Origin of the sequence: Phenylobacterium immobile (ATCC 35973) (assembly GCF_001375595.1) — a bacterium.
GTDB lineage: Bacteria > Pseudomonadota > Alphaproteobacteria > Caulobacterales > Caulobacteraceae > Phenylobacterium > Phenylobacterium immobile.
The window spans coordinates 1191319-1215740 of record NZ_CVJQ01000001.1; the positions used below are offsets into that span (position 1 = coordinate 1191319).

General features: G+C 67.3%; 16 protein-coding genes. 5 read left to right on the forward strand and 11 right to left on the reverse strand.

The window, feature by feature from the left end:
• Positions 1-152: 152 nt before the first annotated feature.
• From BN1313_RS05865 to BN1313_RS05875, 3 genes are all read left to right on the forward strand, one after another.
• Positions 153-1088: a LysR family transcriptional regulator gene (locus BN1313_RS05865; RefSeq protein ID WP_176695916.1), complete on the forward strand. Its 936-nt coding sequence runs from the start codon at positions 153-155 to the stop codon at positions 1086-1088.
• A gap of 204 nt (positions 1089-1292) precedes the next feature.
• Positions 1293-2537 (forward strand): MFS transporter, encoded by a 1245-nt coding sequence (locus BN1313_RS05870; protein ID WP_091737718.1) that lies wholly within the window; start codon positions 1293-1295, stop codon positions 2535-2537.
• 10 nt (positions 2538-2547) lie between these two features.
• Positions 2548-3528, forward strand: coding sequence for a quinone oxidoreductase family protein (locus tag BN1313_RS05875; protein ID WP_091737721.1), 981 nt, complete (start codon positions 2548-2550; stop codon positions 3526-3528).
• Here BN1313_RS05875 and cobA read toward each other — a convergent pair.
• The 8 genes from cobA to BN1313_RS16965 all read right to left on the reverse strand — a co-directional run bounded on the left by cobA (position 3512) and on the right by BN1313_RS16965 (position 14970).
• Positions 3512-4762 carry a uroporphyrinogen-III C-methyltransferase gene (gene cobA / locus BN1313_RS16710; protein WP_091737724.1) on the reverse strand — a complete coding sequence of 417 codons (1251 nt, stop codon included), beginning with the start codon at positions 4760-4762 and terminating at the stop codon, positions 3512-3514. The two genes, BN1313_RS05875 and cobA, sit on opposite strands and share 17 nt — an antisense overlap.
• Positions 4752-7397 carry a nitrate reductase gene (locus tag BN1313_RS05885; protein ID WP_091737727.1) on the reverse strand — a complete coding sequence of 882 codons (2646 nt, stop codon included), beginning with the start codon at positions 7395-7397 and terminating at the stop codon, positions 4752-4754. The genes cobA and BN1313_RS05885 overlap by 11 nt, the downstream gene beginning before the upstream one ends.
• Before the next feature lie 2 nt (positions 7398-7399).
• Positions 7400-7732, reverse strand: a complete 333-nt coding sequence (gene nirD / locus BN1313_RS05890) for a nitrite reductase small subunit NirD (RefSeq protein WP_091737729.1) — start codon at positions 7730-7732, stop codon at positions 7400-7402.
• A complete protein-coding gene (gene nirB, locus BN1313_RS05895; protein ID WP_091737732.1) occupies positions 7729-10182 on the reverse strand; it encodes a nitrite reductase large subunit NirB in 2454 nt (817 codons plus the stop codon). Before nirB ends, nirD begins: the two co-directional genes overlap by 4 nt.
• 13 nt (positions 10183-10195) lie before the next feature.
• Positions 10196-11419 carry a nitrate/nitrite transporter gene (locus tag BN1313_RS05900; RefSeq protein ID WP_091737735.1) on the reverse strand — a complete coding sequence of 408 codons (1224 nt, stop codon included), beginning with the start codon at positions 11417-11419 and terminating at the stop codon, positions 10196-10198.
• A 222-nt stretch (positions 11420-11641) separates the two neighbouring features.
• On the reverse strand, positions 11642-12895 hold the full coding sequence (locus tag BN1313_RS05905; protein WP_091737738.1) for an alginate export family protein: 1254 nt from the start codon (positions 12893-12895) through the stop codon (positions 11642-11644).
• A gap of 252 nt (positions 12896-13147) precedes the next feature.
• Positions 13148-14395 carry a CmpA/NrtA family ABC transporter substrate-binding protein gene (locus tag BN1313_RS05910; protein WP_091737740.1) on the reverse strand — a complete coding sequence of 416 codons (1248 nt, stop codon included), beginning with the start codon at positions 14393-14395 and terminating at the stop codon, positions 13148-13150.
• A complete protein-coding gene (locus tag BN1313_RS16965) occupies positions 14392-14970 on the reverse strand; it encodes an ANTAR domain-containing response regulator (RefSeq protein ID WP_091737743.1) in 579 nt (192 codons plus the stop codon). Before BN1313_RS16965 ends, BN1313_RS05910 begins: the two co-directional genes overlap by 4 nt.
• Positions 14971-15193: 223 nt before the next feature.
• Between BN1313_RS16965 and BN1313_RS05920 the strand changes: the two genes are divergently transcribed.
• Complete coding sequence (locus tag BN1313_RS05920; RefSeq protein WP_091737746.1) at positions 15194-15886, forward strand: VIT1/CCC1 transporter family protein; 693 nt, start codon at positions 15194-15196, stop codon at positions 15884-15886.
• Positions 15887-15897: 11 nt separating this feature from the next.
• Here the strand turns inward: BN1313_RS05920 and BN1313_RS05925 are convergent, their stop codons facing one another.
• The 3 genes from BN1313_RS05925 to BN1313_RS05935 form a co-directional block, all read right to left on the reverse strand.
• Positions 15898-18066, reverse strand: a complete 2169-nt coding sequence (locus BN1313_RS05925) for a copper-transporting P-type ATPase (RefSeq protein ID WP_091737748.1) — start codon at positions 18064-18066, stop codon at positions 15898-15900.
• A gap of 12 nt (positions 18067-18078) precedes the next feature.
• Positions 18079-18546, reverse strand: a complete 468-nt coding sequence (locus BN1313_RS05930) for a pyridoxamine 5'-phosphate oxidase family protein (protein ID WP_091737751.1) — start codon at positions 18544-18546, stop codon at positions 18079-18081.
• A 133-nt stretch (positions 18547-18679) separates the two neighbouring features.
• The gene (locus tag BN1313_RS05935) at positions 18680-21589 is read right to left on the reverse strand and encodes a glycosyltransferase (RefSeq protein ID WP_141653078.1); all 2910 of its coding nucleotides are present in this window, start codon (positions 21587-21589) and stop codon (positions 18680-18682) included.
• A gap of 292 nt (positions 21590-21881) precedes the next feature.
• On the opposite strand from BN1313_RS05935, the gene BN1313_RS05940 reads away from it, so the two are divergent.
• Positions 21882-24404, forward strand: coding sequence for a hypothetical protein (locus tag BN1313_RS05940; RefSeq protein WP_176695917.1), 2523 nt, complete (start codon positions 21882-21884; stop codon positions 24402-24404).
• Positions 24405-24422 lie beyond the last annotated feature (18 nt).

A 24422-nucleotide genomic window follows, 5' to 3' on the forward strand; every position in this document is an offset into this window, starting at 1 on the left:
AAGCGAGCGCAGAGATATCAAGACGATTGAATTTCCATTGCCAAATGGCGTGTAGTGTACGGAATTTGCTTGTGATCAACCTGCTTGCCGCTTCTGCGGCAAGCGACCGGGGTGACCGGTCAGCCGGCCGGGCATGGACCAAGGAGGCGTCGGTGAGATTCAAGGGGCTTGATCTAAACCTCCTCGTCGCGCTCGACGCCCTGCTGACGGAGATGAACGTCTCGGTGGCGGCCAGACGGATATTTCTCAGCCAGTCGGCGATGAGCGGCGCGCTGGCGCGCCTCAGGGATCATTTCCAGGATGAGCTGCTGGTGCCGCTGGGCCGTCGGCTGGTCCTGACGGCCTTCGCCGAAAGCATTGTGGAGCCGGTCCATCAACTGATGCTGCAGATCGAGGCGACGGTGGACACCGGCAACGCCTTCGATCCGACGACCTCGCGGCGGACCTTCAAGCTCGCGGTGTCGGACTACATGACCGAGTTGCTGCTGCCGCAGGTGGCGGCCATGGTCGCCAAGGCCGCGCCAGCGGTGATGCTCGACATCATCGCGCCGGACGGGATGGCGCCCGAGATGATCGAGAACGGCAGCATCGACATCAGCATCGTCTCCGAGCACGCCTTGTCGCCGCTACATCCCTTTGAATTCCTGGCCGAAGAATCGCACGTCATCATCGGCTGCCGGACCAACAGGATCCTGCAGGAGCCGATCTCGACAGAGGACTTCTTCGATATCGGCCGCGTCGTCGGCCGGTTTGGCAAACGCCGCGCGCTCTCCTTTGGCGAGATGCAGCTTCATCGGTTCCCCTACAAGCAGAAGATCGAGCTGGTGACGCCGTCGTTCATTGCGATCCCGAAGTTCCTCATCGAGACGGAGCGCGTGGCGCTGGTCAATAAGGCCCTGGCCAACTTCTACACCTCGACTCTGCCGCTAACGTCCGCGCCGCTGCCCTTCTATCTCAAGCCGCTGCAGATCGTGCTTCAGCACCACACGGTGCGGATGTCGGACTCCGGCGTGCAGTGGTTGAAGTCGGTCATTCGCGAGGCCGTCGCGGCGCCAGACTACTGGTACAATCGCGCTAATCGGCCCTAGTAACAGAAGAATCAGGATATCGGAATTCTGGATACCTGACTATGGATACTATAGATGATCCAAATGTAGTTGACATATATCGTCCGATTAAGACATCAGTATATCTGTGACGTCGGAACGATGCGCCCTGGTTTACTGGCCTGAAGCGCTCTTAACATCTGAATAGCAGCGTCATCCCGTCCAATCGCGGAACGAGACTTTAGGATGACAGTGTCAGCGTCCCCCGGGGCGGCCTATTACTATGGCTGGAACATCGTCGCCGTCACGGCCCTGTGCCAGGCGGCAAGCTTCGGCGTGGCGATCAACTGCCTGTCGCTCTACATCCCGGCCTGGTCGCGGGACCTTGCGGCGCCGGTAAGCACGCTTGCGCTTTGCTACACCGTCTCCGGCGGCCTGTTTTGCCTTCTGGCGCCGGCGGCCGGCGCCGCGGCGGATCGGTTGTCCGTGCGGATCATGATGGTCCTGGGCCTGCTCGGCGTGGCGGGGCTGTTCGGCCTGGCCGCGCTGGTGACCAACGCCGTTCAGCTGATCGCCCTCTTCGCCACCATCGCGCCGGTCTCGATGGTGATCGCCGGGTCCCTGCCGTCACAGGTGCTGGTCTCGCGCTGGTTTGACCGGCGTCGCGGCCTGGCGATCGGCCTGAGCGCGATGGGCTTGACCGTCGCCGGCGCCGTCCTGCCGCCCATTCTGGCGCTGGCCATACCGATCCTGGGCTGGCGCGCCCTGTTCCTGGTGATCGCCGCGACGCTCGCCTGCCTTTGCGCGCCCATCGCCTTCCTGGGCCTGCGCGACAGGCCGGCTGGCGCGCGCGGCGCTGAGCGCGAGCTGGAGGTCAGCCGCGCCAGCGCGACGGTCGTGACCGACAGGCTGACCAGCCGGGCGATCCTGGTGCAGCCGGTGTTCTGGCGTCTCGCCCGCATCTACGTGGTGGGCGGCTTCATGTCTTCGGGCGTCCTGGTCAACATGGCCCCTCTGGCGCTGAACCGGGGCCTCACCACCCAGGACGCGGCGGCGCTCTTGTCGGCCTTCAGTCTCTGCACGCTGGCCACCAAGCTCGCGGCGGGCTTCGCCATTGATCGCTTCGGCGGCCGGATCGTCATGATGGCGATCCTTGCCTGCGGCGTGGCCGGTGTCCTCGCGCTCAAGTTCGCCGGCGGGTTCGCGGCGCTTCTGGGGGGCGTTGTTCTTGTGGCCGGCTGCGGCGCGATGACGGTGCCGGTCGCCACCTTGGCGGCCCGCCAATTCGGCGCGGTCAGCTTCGGTCGGGCGATGGGCATGATCGTCATGGCCGGTCTGGGGGCCGCCTTTGCGCCCCCCATCGTGGCGTTCCTGCGCGAGCGCACCGAAAGCTACGACGCTCCCCTGTGGGGTTTGGCCGTCATCGGCGTCGCGGCGCTGGCCGATGCAGCCCTGTTCCGCGACCTGCGCCGCGCCCGACTAATACGCTGAAGGAAGTTCGATGAAGATTGTCCGCTACCACGAGAAGGGCGCCCCGGAGGTTCTCACCCTCGAAGAAATCGAAACGCCGACCCCTGCGGACGGCGAGCTGCTGATCCGAATCGAGGCCTGCGGCGTCTCCTACGGTCAAACGCTGCAACGCGCTGGCCGTCACTACCCGACACCCATCACCCTGCCGCACGCGCCTGGCGCAAATGTCTCTGGCGTGGTGGCGGCGCTGGGCGCCGGCGTCGCGCAAGGTCTGCTGGGCAAGCGCGTCTATGGCCAGGTGACGAGCGGCGGCTACGCGGAGTTCGGCGTGGGCCAGGCCGCGGCCTTCATCGTCATTCCAGACGGTGTCGCCAGTGTCGACGCCGTAGCGGTCCTCAGTGACGGCGTGACCGCTTCCCTGATCGTCCGTACGGTCGGACAGCTTCAGCCCGGCCAGTCGGTCTTCATTCCGGCCGCGGCGGGCGGCCTCGGGTTTGTCGCCGTGCAACTCGCCAAGCTCTACGGCGCGGGCCGGGTCTTCGCGGCGGCGAGTTCTTCGGCCAAGCGGGCGCTCATCCTCGACCTCGGGGCCGACGTGGCGATCGACTACACGCAGGAGGGGTGGTCGAAGGCCATCATCGCAGCCAACGACGGCGTCGGCGTCGACCTGGCGCTGGAGATGACCGGCGGTCCTGTCTTCTACGAGACCCTCGAGGCCGTTCGGCCGGGCGGCCGCGTCGTCAACTACGGCAACGCCAGCGACACCGATGCGCCCATCAATCCCCGCGTGCTGCTGCGTAGGAATCTCACCCTGTCCGGCTTCATGAACGGCGCGAACATGCCCTACGTGGCCCAGCACGATCGCGCGCGCGCGGAAATCCTCGGCCTGCTGGCGGAGCAGAAGATCAAGGCCCGACACCAGACGTACCCCCTGGCCGCCGCGGTCGAGGCGCACCGGGCGATCGAAGCGCGAAGCTCCGCTGGCCGCCAGATCATCACGCCGTTCGCCTGAGGCGCCGGCCGGCGCCCCAGGCGAACGGCGCAAGGCCGAACTCCTTGAGGGCGGGGATGAAATTGACATTGTCGTGGCCCGCCCGCGTCAACTTCAGCAGGGCGAAGCGTTGCAGCGGACTGAGCGCGGCCCATTGAAGCGGCGTCGGCGCTGGCAGTCCCGCGTCGACCGCCATATGCGCGACGGCCGCTGGCGTCGCGGCGGGGTGACGCCACAGGTCACAGGCGGGTTCAGGCAATGGCTTTGCGGCTTCGCCAACGCGCTCTGCGATCAAGGCGATCAGGCCTGCGCGATAGGCGCTGATCTCCGCGGGCGCGTCGCAGGGCTCGAGCAACAGCCCACGGCGATCGGCGACAGTGAACCGGCTCCACTGGCGCAATGACAGTTTCACCTCGGCCAGATCCAGCTTGAAGCGCACCGCCATGGGCACGCAACGCAGGCTGTCGACGAAATCACGCTCGAAGTCGAAGAGGGTTACGTCGTTCATTCGAACCTCGCTGGTGAGTTGCGCCTGGGCTGTCGTTTCACCGACGATGATGACCACCGGGCCTTGGACGTCGGCCGCCGCAAGGTCGACGCCGAGCGCCGCAAGCGTGCTGGCGATCGGACGCGCGTGGGGCGCCCCGGCGTTCTCAACCGCCAGCACTGGGGTGTGGGCGGCCCGGCCCGCGCTGATCAGGCGCATCGCCGCCTCCGCCGCCCTGTCGCGGCCCATATAGAGGGCGAGCGTCGTCTCGGGATCGGCCGCCTCGACCCAGCCGCCGGCGGGCAGGGCGCCATCGGCCAAGCTTGCCGTGGCGATCAACAGACGACGCGCCTGGCCGCGGTGGGTCAGCGGAAAGCCGAACTGGGCGGCCGCGGCGCTGGCGGCGGTGACGCCGGGGATGATCTCGGCCGACACGCCGTGGGCGGCGAGGAACGCTTTTTCTTCACCGACCCGGCCAAAGATGGATGGGTCGCCGCCCTTCAACCGAACCACCGTCAGGCCGCGCCGGGCCAGCCGCAGCATCAGGCGATTGATCGTCTCCTGCCGCATGGAGGCGCGGCCCGCCCGCTTGCCGGTCTGGATGCGCAGGCAGCGCGCCGGCGCGAGCTCCAGCACCTCGGGCGAGGTCAGGGCGTCGTAGAGCAGGGCGTCCGCGCCCGCGACGGCGCGGGCGGCGCGCACCGTCATCAGGTCGACGGGACCGGGCCCTGCGCCGACAAGCAGCACGCGACCGGGTTCATGCGGCATGGGTGATCTCCTTGGCGAGGATGCGGTTGATCTCGATGCGGCAGGAGCCGCAGTTGGTCCCGGCGCGAGTGGCCGTCCCGATCGCCTCGACGCTGCGTGACCCGGCCGCCGCGGCGGCGGCGATGGCCCGCTCGCCGACACCGAAGCAGGCGCAAACCGTGACGCCGCGGTCTTCGACGGCGCCCATGGGCCGCCCCACGAGGAGCGCGGCGCGATCGTGGGCCGTCAGACTGTCCACGGCGAACAGGTCGATCAGCCAGTCGCGGGGCGGCAGGCGCCCGTGCGTGATGAACAGCACCTGCTGCAGTCGATCGCCGTCAATCCAGGCCCGGCGATAGGTCCCTGTGGCGGGATCATCCAAGCTCAGCATGTCGCCTCGGGCGCCGGCGCTCAGCGCCCTCGCGGTGAAGGCGCGCTCGACCTCGTCGCCGCGGCCGGCGAACTCGTGCTGGTGGCAGGCCTCGCGCACCGTGCGCCGCCAGACGAGACCCGGGCCCGCCGGACGATCGGCGCGGCTGCGCGACAGGAAGACGCCGCGCCAGACGTCGCGCCACGCGGTCAGGCGCGCCGGCGTGTGCTTGAACTCGGGCTGGCCTGAAACGGCGTCGCGGTGCGGCGCGATCAGGTCGTTCGACCGGCCCTGTGGAGCCAGGGCGTCGGTCCAATGCATGGGCATGAAGAGGCCGCCCGGCCGTTGTCGATCGGTGATCTTGGCGACCGCCACGGCCTCGCCGCGGGCGGTGCGCACGCGGGCCAGCATGCCTTCGCTCAGGCCCGCGCGGGCGGCGTCGTCCGGGTGGATTTCGACATAGGGTTCGGGCGCGTGGCGGTTGAGTTCAGGGGCCAGGGCGGTGCGTGTCATGGTGTGCCACTGGTCGCGGACCCGGCCCGTGTTCAGCCATAGCGGGAAACTCGGATCGACCGCCTCCGCGGGCGGCTTGGGCGCAACCGGAACCATGCGGGCGCGCCCGTCCGGCGTCTGGAACCGACCCTCAGTGAACAGGCGCGCGGTTCCCCCTTCGGACGTGACGGGCCACTGCACCGGGGGCAACTGGTCGTAGTCGGCATCGATAAGACCGGCCAGGTTCAACAGCCGCTCGCCCTCGTTCTCGAAGGCGGTGAGCCGGGCGTATTCGCGAAAGACCTCGGCGGAGGCGCGCCAGGAAAACGCGTCGGCGTGACCCATTCGCGTGGCCACGTCGGCGATGATCGCCCAATCGGCGCGGGCTTCGCCCGGGGCGGGGAAGATCGGCCGCTGGCGGGAGACGCGCCGCTCCGAGTTGGTGACCACCCCGTTGCGCTCACCCCACGCGAGGGCGGGAAGCAGGACATGGGCCAAGGCGGTGGTGTCCGTCTGGGCCATCGCCTCGGAAACGACGACAAAGGGACAGTCCCGCAAGGCGGCGCGGACCGACGCGGTGTCGGGCATGGAAACCGCCGGGTTGGTGGCCATGATCCAGATCGCCTTGATGCGGCCGTCCCGCACGGCGTCGAACATCTCGACGGCCTTCAGACCCTGTCCCGCGGCCATCCGTGGCGCCGACCAGAATCGCCGCACGCGATCACGTTCGAGCTCGCTGAAATCCATGTGGGCGGCGAGGGTCGTCGCCAGGCCGCCGGTTTCGCGGCCGCCCATAGCGTTAGGTTGGCCGGTGATCGAGAAGGGCGCAGCGCCCGGCTTGCCGATGCGCCCCGTCGCCAGGTGGACGTTGATCACCGCCAGGGCCTTGGCGACCCCCTGTTGCGACTGGTTCGACCCCATGGAGAACAGGGTGACCGTGCGTTCCGTCGCGGCGAACAGCGCGTAGAAGCGCGCCACGTCCTCAGGGTCCAGGCCGCAATCGCTGGCGATGGCGCTGATCGATTGATCGTCGCGGGCCAGTTCGGTCTCAACGGCGGAGAAGCCTTCGACGTGGGCGACGATGAAGGCGCGGTCGACCACCCCGTGTCCGATCAGGTGGGCCAGCAGGCCGTTCCACAGCCGCACATCGGCCTGAGGGCCGATCGCCAGGTGCAGGTCGGACATCTCGGCGGTGTCCGTGCGGCGTGGGTCGATGCAGACCCAGCGCTGGCCCCGGGCGCGGGCGGCCTCCATGCGGCGCACCAGGACAGGATGGGTCCAGGCCGCGTTGTGACCGCTGAAGACCACCAGATCGGCCAGCTCCAGGTCCTCGTAGCAGCCGGGCACGAGGTCGGCCCCGAAGGCCTGCTTATGGGCGGCGACGGCGCTGGCCATGCACAGCCGCGAATTGGTGTCGATATTGCCGGAGCCGATGAAGCCCTTCATCAGCTTGTTGGCGGCGTAGTAGTCCTCGGTGAGCAGCTGGCCCGAGACGTAGAAAGCGACGCTGTCGGGCCCATGGCGGGCGATGGTCCGGGCGAAGGTGCGGGCGACCAGGCTCGCGGCCCTGGCCCAGCTCGCGCCGCGGCGGCCGATCATCGGCTGCAGCAGGCGACCGTCCAATCCTACGGTGCGGGCCAGGGCTGCGCCCTTGGAGCAAAGCCGGCCGTAGTTGGCCGGGTGCGCCGGATCGCCGGCGATGTCGACCTGGCGCCCGGCCGCCGCCGAAGCCGTGACGCCGCAGCCGACCCCGCAGTAGGGACAGGTGGTCGCCAGGGTCGCAGGCTGGGTCATCGTCACGCCGCCAGCCAGATCCGACCGTCTTCCACCCGGACGCCGATCACCGGCGCGCAACCCTTGCCGGCGTCGGCGCCGACGGGTTCGCCGGTGGCAAGGTCGATGGCCCAGGCGTGCAGGGGGCAGGTGACGCTACGGCCATGGACGATGCCCTGGCTCAGCGGGCCCTGCTTGTGCGGGCACTGGTCGCGCAGGGCGAAGACATCGCCGTCCCCGGTGCGAAAGACAGCGATGTCGCCGATCGGCGTGGCCACGCGCCGCGCGCCGCGTCGCGGCACGTCGCTCACCGCGCCGACATCAATCCAGCGGGTCTCAAGAAGCGAAGCGCTCATGGCTGGGCGAACTCCATGCTGCGGGCCAGGGGCGTGAACTCTTCGGCGTGGCGGCCGGCGACCCGCTCGGCCCAGGGATCGATGCGGTGGAAGCGCTGGGCGTAGGCGAAGCGGTCGTAGAGGGCGCGGCGCTGCGCGCCGTCTTCGACGGCGGCGCGGATGGCGTCGAGGCCGATCCGGTCCATCCACTTGTAGATGCGCTCCAGGTACCAGGCGTCTTCGCGGTAGAATTGGGTGATCGCGCAGATCGCCCAGATCGCCTCGTCCTCGGTGGCGACACGGGTCAGCAACTCCGTGCCGCGGATATGCAGGCCGGCGGCGCCGCCCACATGAATCTCGTAGCCGCTGTCGACGCAAACCACGCCGATGTCCTTGCAGGTCGCCTCCGCGCAGTTGCGCGGGCAGCCCGAGACGGCGAGCTTGACCTTCGCCGGCGTCCAAGATCCCCACATGAACTTCTCGAGCCGGACGCCGAGGCCCGTGGAATCCTGCGTCCCGAAGCGGCACCATTCGGAGCCGACGCAGGTCTTCACTGTGCGCAGCGACTTGCCGTAGGCGTGGCCGGAGACCATGCCGGCGGCGTTGAGGTCGGCCCAGACGGCGGGCAGGTCGTCTTTGCGTACGCCGAGCAGGTCGATCCTCTGACCGCCGGTCATCTTGACCATCGGAATCTGGAACTTGTCCGCCACGTCGGCGATGGCGCGCAGTTCGGCCGCGGAGGTGACCCCGCCCCACATCCGTGGGACCACGGAGTAGGTGCCGTCCTTCTGGATGTTGGCGTGGACCCGTTCGTTGATGAACCGGCTCTGCTTGTCGTCGGCGTAGTCGCCCGGCCAGGCGCAGATCAGGTAGTAGTTCAGCGCCGGCCGGCAGGTGGGGCAACCATCCGGGGTGTTCCATTCCAGGGCCTGCATCACCGCGGGCATCGACTTCAGCCCCTCGGCGACAATCCGCGTCCGGACGTGGCTGTGGCCATGCTCCGTACACTTGCAGAGCGACTTCGGGCCGGTCTCGGCCTTGAACGCCGAGCCCAGGGTCAACTTCAGCAACTGTTCGACGAGCGGCGTGCAAGACCCGCAGGAGGCCGAAGCCTTGGTCACCGCGCGCACGCCCTCCAGGGTCTGAACGCCAGCCTCGATCGCGGTGGTGATCGCGCCCTTGCAGACGCCGTTGCAGCCGCAGATTTCCGCCGTGTCGGCCATCGCCGCCACGGCCGCGCTAGGGTCTAGGCCCCGAAGGCCCTCCGTGATCGCCTGGCCGAAAACGAGCGTCTCGCGCAGGTCGGCGACATCCTCGCCGCGCTTGATCAGGTCGAAGTACCAGGCGCCGTCGACGGCGTCGCCGAACATGACCGCCCCGGCCAGGCGGCCCTCCTTCAGGACCAGGCGCTTGTAGACGCCGCGGCCGGCGTCGCGAAAGACGATGTCCTCGCAGCCGTCTCCGCCAGAGAACTGGCCGGCTGAGAAGACGTCGACGCCTGAGACTTTAAGGCGGGTTGAGAGGTGCGAGCCGGTGTAGGCCGCCGTCTCCTCGCCGGTCAGCACCGCCCCCAGGGTGCGGCACATCTCCCAGATCGGCGCCACCAGGCCATAGGCGACGCCGCGATGTTCGGCGCACTCACCCACGGCGAAGATCGCGGGGTCGGAGGTCCGCATCTGGTCGTCGACGACCACGCCGCGACCGGTCTCCAGGCCGCAGGCTTTCGCCAGGGTGAGGTTCGGACGGATGCCGACCGCCATGACCAGGAGAGAGCACGGCAGGCGGCGGCCGTCCTTCAACTGGAGGCCGGTGACGTGGCCGTCCTCGCCGACCACCGCCTCGGAGTGGGCCGACAGGACCGTCTCGACGCCGCGCGCCTTCAGGGCCTCGCTCAGCAGATGGCCGGCGGCGGAGTCCAGCTGGCGCTCCATCAGCACGTCCATCAGGTGAACGACCGTCGCCTTCATGCCGCGCCGGGCCAGGCCGTAGGCCGCCTCAAGCCCCAGAAGCCCGCCGCCGATCACCACCGCCTCGCCGCCCGCGTCGGCGGCGGCGACCATGGCCTGGACGTCGTCGAGATCGCGGAAGGTGACGACGCCCGCGAGGTCCGCGCCGGGGAGGGGCAGACGGATCGGGTCGGAGCCGGTGGCCAGGATCAGCCGATCGTAGGGGGCCGTGATCCCGCCGGCAGCTCGCACGACCCTGGCCTCGCGATCGATCGCCTCAACGGCGGCGCCGGCGTGCAGGGTGATATCGTTGTCGCGGTACCAGGCCTCGTCGTTGATGACGATGTCGTCGAACCGTTTCTCTCCCGCCAGCACCGGCGACAGCATGATCCGGTCGTAGTTCACCCGGGGTTCCGCGCCGAAGATCGTGATGGCGAAGCGGCCTGGCTCGCGCTTCAGGACCTCTTCAACTGCGCGACAGCCGGCCATGCCGTTGCCGATAACGACGAGTCTCTGCTTTTCCATGGGTCCGTTCCGCTCAGAGCCGCAGGGTCGCGCCGAGGCGTTGGGCCTCGCTGGGCCAGGTCTTGCGCCATCTGGCCTTGACCCCGGTGAGGCCGGCGAGCGCCAGCAACGCCAGGCCGGCGAAGGCCAGCAAGCCGATCTGGTAGGAGCCGGTCGCCTGCTTGGCCCATCCGAGACTGGAGGCCAGGTAGAAGCCGCCGATCCCGCCGGTCATGCCGACCAGGCCGGTGACGACGCCGATCTCCTTGCCGAACCGCTGAGGCGCCAGCTGGAAGACCGCGCCGTTGCCCGCGCCAAGGGCCATCATGGCGAACATGATGACGGCCAGGGCGATCCAAGGGCTGGACTGGTGGAAGCTGGCCAGGGCGAGGCCGAAGGCGGCCAGCACATAGACCACGCTGAGAGTGCGAACCCCGCCGAGTCGATCGGCCAGGGCGCCCCCCACCGGGCGCACGAAGGATCCGGCGAAAACGCAGGCCGAGGTGAAGAAGCCCGCGGTCACGGCGCTCAGGCCGTACTCCGAATTGAAGTAGATGGTGAGCGATGAGGAAAGGCCGACGAACCCGCCGAAGGTCACCCCGTAGAGGCACATCAGCCACCAAGCGTCCGCGGCCTTCAGCACGTCCAGGTATTCGGCGAGGCGCTTGGGCGGCGGGCGGTTCGGCGCGTCCTTGGCGAAGACCATGTAGATGACAAAGGCGACGCTCAGGGGCAGGGCGGCCAGGCCGATCACGGCGTTCCAGCCGAAGACCTGGGCCAGGCCAGGTGCGAACAGGGCCGCCAGAGCGGTGCCGGAGTTGCCGGCCCCGGCGATCCCCAGGGCCAGGCCCTGATGCTCCGGCGGATACCAGCGCGACGCCAAAGGCAAGGCCACGGCGAAGGATGCGCCCGCAACGCCAAGCAGGACCCCGAGGACCAGCACATGGGCGTAGTCGTGGACGCCCAGGAACCAGGCCAGGGCAAGGCCCGCAATCACCAGCAACTGGCCGATCGCGCCAGTGGTCTTCGGGCCGATGTGATCGACGGCGACGCCCGCCACGAGCCGCAGCAGGGCGCCGGAGAGGACCGGCAGGGCGACCATCAGCCCCTTCTGCGCGGGGTCGAGCCCCAGGTCCTTGGCGATCGCCACGCCCAGTGGGCCCAGCAATACCCAGACCATGAAGGAGAGGTCGAAATAGAGGAAGGCGGAGAGCAGAGTCGGGGTGTGACCTGCCTTGAGAAAGGAACGGCTGACCATGGGGAAAGACCCTTGGATAAAATGGAGCTGGCGGCGTCGCCTGGGTGCTGCGGCTCGTCATTGAGCTGCGCTAGAACCGCGAACGCCGTTGTCCTGGGCCTGATCGCACCCTCATCTGTAATGTCGGCGCTGTCGCGTGCGGCGGACGGCTGCGGCGCCTTACGCTGCGCCATGCGAGATGTTTGGGCGCCGGTTTCGCGGCCGGCGCCCGAATTATGAGCGTCAGAGGCGATACTCGAGGGTGAGCCAGAGCTTCGCGCGGGAGGCCGGCGCTGGCGTAGCGCCGGCCCGGACCGCCTTGGCCCGCCGGAAGTCCGCGAATTTCATCGCCGCGGTCAGGTGGGGCGTGACGGCGGCCTGGGCCTGGAGGTCCCACTCGCGGCCGAGGCGCGCGCCGGTCTGTTGCGCCTTGAAGTCGTGATGTCGAAGGATCAGGTCGATCTTCGAGAGGTGAGGCAGGCGCAGGCGAGGGCGGACGTTAAGGCTGAGGTTCAGATCCTCCAGACCGTCGGCGAACCCCTTGTTCGCCCCCAGCGGCTGGATGAAGGCGTCGGCCCATCCGTTGAAGTTGTGGGCGGTCGACAGCGGCATGGTGAAGCCCCGGGTCCCATTGCCCGCCAGGTGTTCGTAGCCGAGCCGCATCGTATAGATGTCATTGGTGGCGCTTAGCGCTCCTGACCAGAAGTCGAGGTCGAACCGGGTCGGCGCGTTTCGCCAGTCGCGCTGTCTGGCGTAGGTCATCTCGTAGGCGAGGCTCAATCTGGCGATGCCGGCCTGACCGGACGCCTTCAATCCGCGCGTCAGAGAACTGTTGGCCGCAGCGTTCTCGAATTCCAACGCATACACGAAGGCCTGGACGCGCAGGTGCGGCGAGATGGGCAGCGCGGCCGTCACAAGGTGACTGTCCGAGCGCCAGTCACGCGCTTCGCCCAGTACGCGATTGACGCGGTCGAGATAGGCGTAGGTGGCCTTCAGGGGCCCAAATGCAATGTCTGCGCGAGCGGCGTCAAAGGTCTGCTCGTCCTGACGCCAGGCGACGGCGCCGATGAACCGCTGGTCGTCGAAGGCGATGCGCTGGCGACCCAGGGTGGCGGTAAGCGGCGGCCCCGCCGTCCAGGTCACCTGCAGGCGATTGAGTTCAGTCCCTTGCGGATCGTTGACTACCGGGAAGCGCGCCTTGCCGGCGCCATTCAACGGTGGCGTCGTCGCGCCCGGGGCGTTGACCGCATAGCGGCCGACGAGGGCGCGGACGTCTTCGACCTCGACCAGGCCTGTCACTCCACGCCAGGACGTCGTCTCCCAGCCTAGCGTCGTGCGCAGCGTCAAAGCCTGAGCGTCGCGCGGAAAATTGGCCTGGTCGACGCCTTCGTAGCGCAATCGCGCCCCGAGGATCGGATGCCCGGCGGCCTGGGCCAAGGCTAGGGCGGGTGCGCTGAAGGCGCCGATGGCGATGAGCGCGGCAAACGTCTTGTTCATGGATCTCCGAGCCAAAAAAAATGACGCCCGGACGGGGTGCGAACCCCATCCGGACGTCATTGTCCGATTCCAGCGGCGCAAGGCTTCGTCGCCCGCGCCAGTACGCGGGACATCGTCGCCCCACGTGGTCGCCGACAACACGTGGCGCCGCAGCGGCCGACGCAACGCGGGGCCGCCCTCGCCGGCTGAACGGCGTTCTGCGGACTAAGGAAGCGGCGCCATTAGCTCGCGCCGCGCTTAATTATCAGGCGCTCAGCGACCCAGGCGCGAGATCGGGAAGCCCTGGATGTAACGCTCCGGCTGCCGCGGATCGAAGATCCGACCGTCGAGGAAGGCGTCCGGCGCCATGGGGATAGCCGTCGTCGCGAGATCCAGCTCCCAGGGCGCTTCGTGCCCGCCCTCGGCCTTCAGGTCCACCAGCGGCGCCGACTGTCCGAGTGCGGCGGCGGCGCGGCGGAAGAGATCGGGACGATAGACGCTGTCGGCGACGGCGCGAATATCGACTTCCGGCCCGATCTGGCCCCAGCGTCGCATCTGCGTCAGGAACCACAGGGCATGGCTGCGCCACGGGAAGCTCGCGGCGTAGCGGTTGAACACCAGGTAGTCCTGGCTGGCCGGTCCGTCCTCGCCAGGGGCATAGGGGGGCGAGCCGATCAGGGACTGGCGGACGACCGCCTCGGCCACATCGACGTAGGCCGAGCCGGCCAGCAAAGTCGCAACCTGGGCGCGGTTCTCTGGCGCGTCGGCCCAGGCCGCGGCCTTAAGCAGGGCGCGAACCACGGCCTGCAAGGCCTCGGGATTGGCCTCAGCCCAACCGCGGGTCACGCCGAACACCTTGTCCGGACCCATCCGCCAGATGTCCGAGGCGTAGACGACAATCTCGCCGTCGCCCTGGCTGACGGATAGCGCATTCCATGGGGCGGCGACGCAGAAGCCATCGATATCGCCAGCCTTCAGCCGCTCGCCCATGCGCGGGGGCGGCACCACCACCAGGCGGATGTCGTGGTCGGGATCGACTCCGGCCGCGGCCAACCAGTAGCGCAACTCATAGGCGTGCATCGAATAGGGAAAGACGACCGCGAAGGTCAGCGGCCGCTCGCTGAAGGCGCGACGCGATGCGATCAGCCGGGCCAGAGGCCGCGCGGTGCGAGGCCGCTCCGCCATGCCTTCGGGGTCGACGGCACGCATGGCCTCCGCCAGGGCCGTCGAGACGGTCACTGCGCTGCCGTTCAGGTTCAGCGACAGCGGCACGGTCATCGGCGTTCGCTCGCCGCCGACGCCGATGGAGGCCGCCAGCGTCATAGGCGCCAGCATGTGGCCGCCGTCCAGAGCGCCGACCGCCACCTTGTCGCGGATATTGGCCCAGGATGCTTCACGCGACAACTCGACGCGCAGGCCCTCCGCCTCGAACAGGCCGAGCTCCTTGGCCACCACGAGGGGAGCCGCATCGTTCAAGGGGATGAATCCCAGACGCAGGTCGTTGCGTTCGAGCCCGTTCATTCGGCCTTGCCCTTCAACACGCCAGCGAACGCCAGGAGGTCGCTGGCGACGGCGCCGAGCGGCCGGCCGGTGTCCATGGCCAACTTGCGCAGCAGCTTGAACGCCTGCTCTTCGTCCATGCCGCGTTCCTTCATCAGCAAGCCCTTGGCGCGTTCGATGGTCTTGCGCGCCGCCAGGTCCGCCTGGGCCTTTTCCAGATCGGCGCGCAGGCGTTGCATCAGGGAGAACCGGCTCATGGCCACTTCGAGCACCGGCCGCACGCGCGCCTCCTGGAGGCCATCGACCACATAGGCGGCGACGCCGGCTTCGACCGCCGCCTCCGCGAGGCCCGGGGCCGAGCGGTCGACGAACATCACCACCGGCCGGGGATTGTGGGCGTTGGCGTCGCGCAGGGATTCCAGGGTGTCGCGGTCCGGGCTTTCGCTGGCGATGACGATCACATCCGGCGCAAACCGGAGCGCCGCAGCCTCGTCGAAGGCGGAGATTCGCTCGACGTCGAGGGGTTCGATGCCCAGCAGCCCTTGGGCCACCAGCGCCGCCCGCGCCTCGTCAGGGTCTATGATCAAAACGCGCATGTCCGATCGGTCCCTAGCGCTAAGCGGCGAAACACCCAAGCGCACTCTCGCGCCAGCGACTGCTCTTGATGTCTGGGCGGACCTGCGTAGCACGCCATAGAGCACACTCCGGAATATCGGCATCGCGAAGAGGCGCTTAGCAGCAGGGCCTCAACCGACTTAAGATGGATAGCGCTCCGCTCCCACCGGGCGCAGGTTTCAGAAGCGGACGAGCGAGGGCCCAATGCATAGGCATTCCGAACATCATGCGGTGGAGCGCATCGGCTGGCTTCGCGCCGCCGTCCTCGGTGCGAACGACGGCATCGTCTCAACCGCCAGCTTGCTGGTCGGTGTCGCCGCAGCCGACCAGGCGCGAAGCGCCGTGCTCCTCGCCGGCGTGGCCGCTCTGGTGGCCGGGGCCTTTTCGATGGCTGCGGGCGAGTATGTGTCCGTCAGCTCCCAGGCCGACACCGAGGCCGCCGACCTCGCGCGCGAACGGGGGGAGCTGCGCGATCAGCCCGCCCTGGAGCGCGATGAGCTGGCCGACATTTACATCGGGCGCGGGCTGGAGCCGCCGTTGGCGCGCCAGGTGGCCGACCAACTGATGGCCAAGGACGCGCTCGGCGCCCACGCCCGCGATGAGCTTGGGATATCTCAGGCCACCACCGCCCGGCCGGTGCAGGCGGCGCTGACCTCGGCGATGACCTTCTCAGCCGGCGCCGCCCTGCCGTTGCTCGCGGCCTGGATGGCGCCGACAAGCTTGCTAGGGTGGGTGGTCGCCGCAACGTCGATCGTGGCCCTAGCGGCTTTAGGCGGCGTGGGGGCTCGCGCCGGTCGCGCCGGCGTGTGGCGCGCGGTCGCGCGGGTCACATTCTGGGGCGCCCTGGCGTTGGGGGCGACGGCCGGCGTCGGCGCTCTGTTCGGCGCCGCCGGCTAGCTGGCCGCGGCCTACAGGCGGACCGACCGCAGCCGGAGCGCGTTGAGGATCACACTGACGGACGATCCCGCCATCGCCGCCGCCGCCAGTTGCGGCGAGAGCAAGAGGCCGAAGGCCGGGTAGAGCACGCCCGCGGCCACGGGCACGCAAGCGACGTTATAGATCAGCGCGAAGGCCAGGTTTTGCCGGATGTTGCGCATCACCGCCCGCGAGAGCCGCCGCGCGCGCGCCAGGCCCCGCAGGTCGCCTTGCAACAGGGTGACCCCCGCGCTCTCGATGGCGACGTCCGCGCCGGCGCCCATGGCGATCCCCACCTCGGCCGCAGCCAGGGCGGGCGCGTCGTTGACGCCGTCGCCGGCCATGGCGACATGGAGGCCCTCGGCGCGGAGTCGCTGGACGACGGCCGCCTTGTCCGCGGGCAGGACCTCGGCCTCGACTTCCTCGATGCCGAGCCGTGCGGCCACCGTCTGGGCGGTCGTGCGGTTATCGCCGGTGAGCATCACCAACCGCACGCCGTCGGCCGCGAGCGCTTTCACCGCTTCGGCGGTGGTCGCCTTCAGGGGATCGGTGATGGCAAGCAGTCCAGCCAGGCTCTGGTCCGCCGCGACGAAAACAACCGTAGCTCCGGTGGCGCGCAGGCCTTCAGCCTCATGCTCCATGGCGCGGGTATCGACCTGCTGGTCCACCATGAGCGGCGCGCCGCCCAGGGCCACCCGCCGGCCATCGACCCTACCGAGAACGCCCATGCCGACCGGCGAGTCGAAGTCATCGGCTTGCGAGAGCGTCAGGCCGCGGAGATTGGCGGCGCGAACGATCGCGTCGGCCAGCGGATGTTCACTGCCGCGTTCCAGGCTGGCGGCGAGCTGGAGGAGCGCGGCTTCATTGACGCCGGGCGCGGGGATGATCGCGGTGACGGCGGGGCGGCCCTCGGTCAAGGTCCCGGTCTTGTCGATCACCAAGGTGTCGATCCGCTCGAGGCGCTCGAGCGCCTCGGCGCTGCGGATCAAGACGCCCGCCTGGGCGCCGCGTCCGACCCCAACCATGATCGACATCGGCGTCGCGAGACCGAGCGCGCAAGGGCAGGCGACGATCAGCACAGACACGGCGACCGCCACGGCATAGGCCAGGCGCGGTTCGGGTCCGACGAAAGCCCAGCTCAGGAAGGCGGCGAGAGCGACGAGAATGACGGCGGGGGCGAACCAGGCGGAGACCGTATCCGCCAAGCGCTGAATAGGCGGACGGCTGCGTTGGGCCTCGGCCACCATCTGGACGATGCGGGCGAGCAGAGTCTCGCTGCCGACGCGATCCGCGCGCATGACGAACGAGCCGGTCCTGTTCAGCGAGCCGGCGACAACCTTGCCGCCCGGCGCCTTGGTCACCGGCATGGATTCGCCCGTGACCAGGCTTTCGTCGAGAGACGCGCGGCCTTCAATAATCTCGCCATCCACGGGTGTCTTTTCGCCTGGGCGGACACGCAAGCGATCGCCGACCTGAACGAGGTCCAGGGTGACCTGCTCATCGGATCCGTCGTCCTTGAGCCGGAGCGCCATCTTCGGCGCAAGATCCAGCAGCGCCCTGATGGCGTACGACGTTCGTTCACGCGCTCGCAGTTCCAGGACCTGCCCCAAAAGCGCGAGCACCGTGATGACGGCGGCGGCCTCGAAATAGACCGCGACCGAGCCGTCGCCCTGATGGAAGGCGGGAGGGAAGAGGCCCGGCGCCAGGGTGGCGATCACGCTATCGGCCCAGGCGATCCCTACGCCCAAGGCGATGAGGGTGAACATGTTGAGGCTGCGGTTCCGCAGGGATTCCCAGGCCCTGACGAAGAAGGGCCAACCGGCCCACAGGACGACCGGCGTGGCGAGCGCCATTTGAATCCAGCCCGAAAGCTTGGGCGGACCGCCGTGGCCCATCATGTGGCCGCCCATTTCAAGCGCGAACACCGGCGCGGCGAAGGCCAAGCCGCCCCAGAAGCGCCGAGTCATGTCCTTCAGTTCGCCGCTCGGCCCCGCATCCTGCAGCGGGGTCACCGGCTCCAGCGCCATGCCGCAGATCGGGCACGCGCCAGGTGCAGGGCGCCAAACCTGCGGATGCATGGGACAGAGGTAGCCGGTCCCCGCGCCGCGCGGTTCGGTCCTACCGGTGGTGTTCGCCGCGCCTTGTGCGGGTTGCGCGTCCATGGTTGCGCCCTGTCAAATTTCGTCCGGACCGCAGAGCGCCAGGTCTGCGTGGCCAAACCCTTTGCCATAGTCGAGGACGGAAATGACGGTCGGCGTCACCCGGAATAGGGCGATATCGGCCAGCGCCGGCATCGGCAGGCCCATTGCGGCGTGTTCGGGATATCGCGCCATGATCAGGGGCAGCACCTTCGCCGCCTCGGCGGCGTCAGTGATGCGGTCCGCCCTTGCCGCCATGGAAAGGCCCGTGATCTGCATCACCATCGGCTTGTCCTCGTCGATGGTCAGCGAGACCCGGTTGTCTCGCGCCAGGTTCGCCGCCTTCTGACTGTCAGGCGCGCAAAGGAAGTAGAGCCTCAAGCCGTCGTGCGCGTAACCGACCGTCGTGACCTGCGGCCAGCCGTCAGGGCGCAGGGTCGCCAGCGACATGACGCGGTGCTGGTCGAGCAGTTCGAGAACTTTCAGTCTGTTCGCAAGATCCATGCCGCTGTCCCTCTCTCGCGGAACAAGACGCGACCTGGCGCAAGGGAGCCTTGACCGCGCTCAAAGTCCGTCAGCCGCGCAAGGCTCAAGGCCGCAGCGCCGCCTCGGGCGGCGACGACGGTCCATCACCCGATCACGGATGAACCTTGAAAAAGCTCCGACCAAAGTTCGCGCCGGCCTTCGTGCGGAACGTGCGGCGACGGTCCAAAACCTCGGAATAGACGTCAAGATACCGGTCCGCCATCTCACGCGTGCCGTAGGTTGTTCCGGTCGTCTGCTGCCAACGCTCAACGGCGAGGGACTTTTCGAGTCTCTGTGAACTGCTCGCTCTCAAATCTAGCAAGAGCTTGTACAGCGCTTCGGCCGTTGGGTTGTTGAACAGCCACCCGGCTCCGCTTTCTGAAATACGTCCGCCGACAGCGCCGATGTCGTAGCCCACCACCGGGAGGCCGCTCGCCCACAGTTCAGTCAGCGTGTGGCAATAGGTTTCCGGCCATATAGAGAATATTCCGCCGACATGAGGTTGGATATTCGTCAGAATGTCAGGAAGATCCTCTCGGAGATAGACACCGTGTTTTATGACCGCCGCGTCCGATAAGGATTTACCCGGCTTTCCGATGATGTGGAATTCTATCAGGTTGTCGACATCCAAAGCCTTGACGGCCGCGATGAGTTTCCCGCCCTTTGCGTCATTGATGTTCCCGGGCACGGCGACACGGATCGGGCCTTCGATTTCGCCCTCGGGCCGAACAGCTGGCCGCATCTCAGGGAAGTCCCGACCGTGCTGGATGACATAGCGAGGCACGTCCAGCAGAGACGGGTAAGCGAGATCAAACACGGGATACACATCCGCGAGTGTCGTTACAAAGGCGTCAACCTTCGACAGGCTAGTGGCTACGATCCTCCGCCAATTGTGCACCCATTGGTGTTTCAGATTAGGCACGGTGGCTAAGTCCCAAAGAGAAGGTAAGCAATAGCCTTCTCCGGATGTGCAGACGCCTCCACAATAAATGCCGTTATTATCGAGAAGCTTAACAGTTGGGCAAACGAGATAATAATCATGGAGGGATGTGACGACTGGTATGTCTAGATTCTTAGATATATCGATCAGACCAAGGCTGTGCCACGCGATGTGACGAATGTGCACGAGTTCAATCGCGTAGATGGACAGCCATTCGGCGATGACGTCGTCATATTCGCTCGACCTGTGTGTCGTCACAGCCACCGGCGCAGATAAGGCATGTTTGGCGACGGGTATCAGTACGCCATCCTGAAGACGCGAAAGGACCATGTCTCCGTCCGTGCAGGTCAGGAGGAAGGGATCGCAATCTCCCTGCAGGGCGCTCATCAGATCGAGATTCGTTTGTGGGGTGCCACCGATCGGCGAACTGATGACGAACATGATGCGCGGCGCAGGTTTTGCGGCGCGGGACATGGCTGTTGCGATGGCCGAACGGACGCGGGCCTTTGCCGTGAGAAACGGGACACTAGACGCAAGGGGCGCGACGAGGCGCTGGTACTCAGGGTAGCGCGTCTCGATCACACGGCGTCCTTGTGCGAGGAGGGCGGGCTTGCGATCGCCAAAACTGGCGCCGCGCCTGTGAAACACGATCGTCCGATCGTCGACGACCTGACGCCAGCCCAGATAGCTGGCGCGCATGGACCAGTCGTTTTCTTCACCATAGCCGACAGGAAACGCGTCTTCGTCGAACAGGCCGACGGTCTCGAGAGCGTCGCGACGGACGTAGACGCAAAAGCCATGCGCCGTTGGAGACGCGAAATGCTGGTGAGCCGACGACTGAGTGACCAGCCGGGCCAGTTCTGGCTGGGACAGGCCGTGAGGTTGTTCCGCGACGGGGAGGCTGAAGACGCCCGCATTATCGGACATGGCCGTGGCGGAAGAGACTTTTACATCCGAATAGGCGGCGAGCCGAAGGTTCTCGACCCAACGGGGGGTCACCGCGGTGTCAGAGTTGAGCAGGATCACATCGCCAGATGAGGCCAATGAGATCCCACGATTGATCGTCCCGCTGAAGCCGATGTTCTGGGGGTTCTGATAGGCCGAAAAGCCGGGGCGGGCTGTGTAATCGCTGAGGACAGCCTCTACTCCGAGGTCGGTGCTCGCATCATCGATGATGATGACGGATGCGCCAGCGTAGGTCGTGTGTTCCACAATTGACTGCAAGCAGGCGCGCAATTCGTCCGGCGCGTTGAAGACCGGGATGATGATCGTCACGTCACGGGGGGCGAAGCGCTGCAATTTCGCCGATAGCGCCGCCTTGGGCGCGGGATTGTGCGCGAGCAAGCCGGTGAGCGGAAGCTTTCCCAGGCTGCCGTCAATCGTACGCGCCTCCAGTACGGCGCTGGTGGCTTCGGCGCTCATCGAAAAGGGGATGCTGGTGATGAAACCAAAGCCCCTATGACCTGAGCGGCTGATGTCGGGGCGCGTCTGGCTGGCGGAGATTCTGCTGTGCAGAACGCCATCGACGAAGAGTTCGACGACAGGCGGGGAGGACACGCCATCATGCCGCGCCCATCCCGTTATCCGCTGCGGCGTGGCGGTCTCAAGCACCCCCAGCACAGTCTTGCCGACTCGGCTGCGCGGTGGCCGGTCGGCTTGCGCGCCTTTCGGCGGCTTGGCGTCGCTCGCGGCCTGCTCAACCGTGTCGCGATAGACGATCGCAAGGCGCCGCGCCTTCTGAAGCGGGAGGCCGGTGCGGCTTTGCCTCACCTCAATATCTTCGACGCTAATATCACTAGAGGCGCCTGAAACCGTGAAAGCATATCCAGCTGTGCGGATTTCCGAGCGTACTTTTCGCTGGATATTGGCGAGGGTTGAGGCAAATTTCTTGCCACTTAGATAGAGATCGACTTCACAAATCTCAGATAAATCATCCAATGCCCAGCCGGAGACACGTAAATCTCCTTTCGTCCACTCAAGGGTGTCGACCCAGCCTGAGACCTCAGGGGATGCATTGCTGTCTGCGATGGGGCGGAGCTCAGATTTTCCGGCCTGGCTCAAGTGCGTTTCCTTGTCAGCCAAGAGGCGCCTCAGGATTCAAGCGCAGAGCCGAGGAGCGATCACTGGGACCGCTTCGCCGCGAGAACGGCCTGCATAGCTCAAGCTTTGTGAGAAGCGCCAGCCGCTGTCCAGCGGCTATTCGTCGGATAGCCTCCTGGTCTTGGCGAACGCCGGTTCACCGTCCGCAACGACGCAGCGCCGACTTAAGCGTCGCCCTCGAAAACAGCCCTTCCTTTGGCTAACGGTTGTAACGTATGTGGCTTTCAACCGGTCGCGGTGGGCGGGTTCACCGGGTCGCGTGATCGAGGCGGTTATGCGGGGGCGCGTAGAGGCGATCGAGGGCGGCGCGCTCCGTGGTTGGGCGTGGGATCCTGCTCGGCCCACCGAGAGGCTACGTGTGCGCGTGCGCGTCGCCGACGCAGTTATTGGTGAAGCCATTGCTGAGGCGCCGCGGGGGGATCTCTTGCGAGCCGGCATCGGCGACGGCGGTCATGGCTTTCGCCTCGCCCTGCCTTCACAGATTCAGGACGGCGGCCTTCAGGCCTTCCTGCTTGAAGCGAAGACGGCCGATGGCGGTTTCGCCCACGTGCATCGGGCTCGCCTGGTCGCCCCGGCCTTGGCTGCGCCGACGGAGATCGCGACCCCGGAGACCGCCGCAACCTTGAGGCGGGCTATGCCGCCCGTTGCGGCGCCCCTGATTGACCCAGCGCTGGTCCGGGGACTGTCGATTGAGGTGGGCGACCAGGGCGTTTTCGCGGAGGTGATCGCGCCCGCGGCTGAGCTGGGCCTGCTGGTGTATGAGCGCGACACTCTGCTCGGCGCCGCCACGCTCCGCGCCTCGAACGCCGTTGAGGATGAGGCCGGCGCCTATCGCCTCCAATTCCATTTCGACTTGCCGCTTCAGTCCCGCGACGGCGGCTTCCACGCCTTCAACCTGCGCATGCCTGGGTCGGACCGGGTCATCCTCGATGCGATCCCCATCGCTCTGCCGGCCGGGCGCGCAAAGCTGGCGAAGGCGCCGCCAGCACGGCCGCAATATCTCATGCAGCCAGAGGCGCTAGCGCGTCTTTCCTCCGGTCCTTGGGAGCCACTGGCCGGTCGAAACCTAAGTCCAGCTCCCCGCGAACGATACATAGAAGCGCTTAGGGCCGAAAGCCGATGGTTCGAAGCGCACCAGGACCATTGGAACGTGACGGTCGGGCTTGTCCTAACGCCTGCCGTGGAGCACGACGCCGGCTGGACGGACAGTGAGCGCATGTGGGCGTTGCAGACACGGCCCGGCGCCGTGGTCCTGGCGCTGGGCGCTTCCGCAGCGACGCTTGATCCCGGTTCCGAGGCTATCGCCGTCTCCGCCTCAGACGACCTCAGATCGCGCTTGGCGAGCCTGGACTGGTGCGTGTTCGGCGCGGCTGGCGACCTGTTGCATCCCTCAGTCAGCGCCACTCTGATCCAGGGCGGACGGACAGCCGACTGCGTGGTGTGGAGCTTGCTGGTCGCTTCCGGGGACGTCGCGGGCGAGGCCGATCTTCATCGCCGGCCCGAGATCGACCCGCATACGCTGCGGCATAATCCGTCCATCGACACCACGTTCGCGGTTCGGGCGTCCTGTCTCGCGGACTGTCCGGATCTTGTGCTCGAAGCGTTGCTGCACGGTCACATCCATCCCCTGCTGTTCTGGTTGTCGACCCGGCCCGGCCTGCGCTGGCAGACCCGCCTCGAAGCCCACACCGGCCGCCTTCGCGCGCCCGACGCAGGTCCCCGTTTCGAGCGAACGGGGCGCCCGGCGCCGATCGAGGTTTACGCGGCGATGGAGAGCTCAGTGACTGAGGCCTTCGATCTTCGCGAGTCGACCGCTCATTTCCCGACGCCCTTCGTTCTCGTGCCGAAAGCTCGCGCCGGGCTCACCAGCGTCGTCATCGGCGGCCTCGGCGTCGAGACGACAACGGTTCTGAAGTGTCTCCATAATCTGTCGCGCCAGCGGGTCACGGGACTGATCGAACCGGTTCTGGTGTGCGAAGGCGAAGATGCGGCGCCTGAGATCGTCGCGCTCGCGCGCAGACTGTTTGTGGGGGTCGAGGTGCGAACGGCGGTGGTCGCGCGCGGCGCCTACGGACGCAGCCGGGTGTGGAATGCGGGGGCGGCCCAGTCGACTGGCGAGGTGCTGGTGTTCATGAACCCTGCCGTGCGCCTGCGCGATGGTGTGGCCCTGGAGCAGTTCGGCGCGTGGGCGCTGCGCCCCGACATCGCGACAGTCGGCTGTGGGATCCATGCGAGCGGCGGCGGATCGTCGGTCTATGGCTACTCGGGCGCCGCCCCGGCGGATAGCGGTCCAGTTCTACAGGGGCAGCAGGATCAGAAATTCGCCGCGAGCCTGCGGCAGTGCCTCGGCAATGTGGGCGATCTTTTCGCCGTCTCTCGGGAGACGTGGCTGGGCATGGGGGGCATGGACGCCGAGCGGTTCGCCCATAGCCAGGGCGACGTGGAGTTCATGCTGCGGGCGCGGCGGCGGGGATTGATCCATCTTTATCTTGGGCAGTTGTCCGCAGAGATCGATGGGGCCGGTGTCGTCCACAGTGAAAACCTGTTCGAGATCGCCGAACTGCGGCGCCTCTATCCAGAGGCGACGCAGGAGTCGCAATACGACCTACGCACCGACCCTGTCGGCGTTCGCGCTTTGGAGGAATCGTTCGGTGACTCCGCTGAACTCAGTCCGCTTGAAGTGGCCGCCGCCAGCAGGATCGGCGCGGCCGAGGACTCGCGCCGTGAGCTGATCGCCCAGATCGCACGGGCGCTGAAGAGCAAGAACGACCTTGAGGCGGCCGTCGTGCGACCGTGACAAACCTTCCGATCCGAC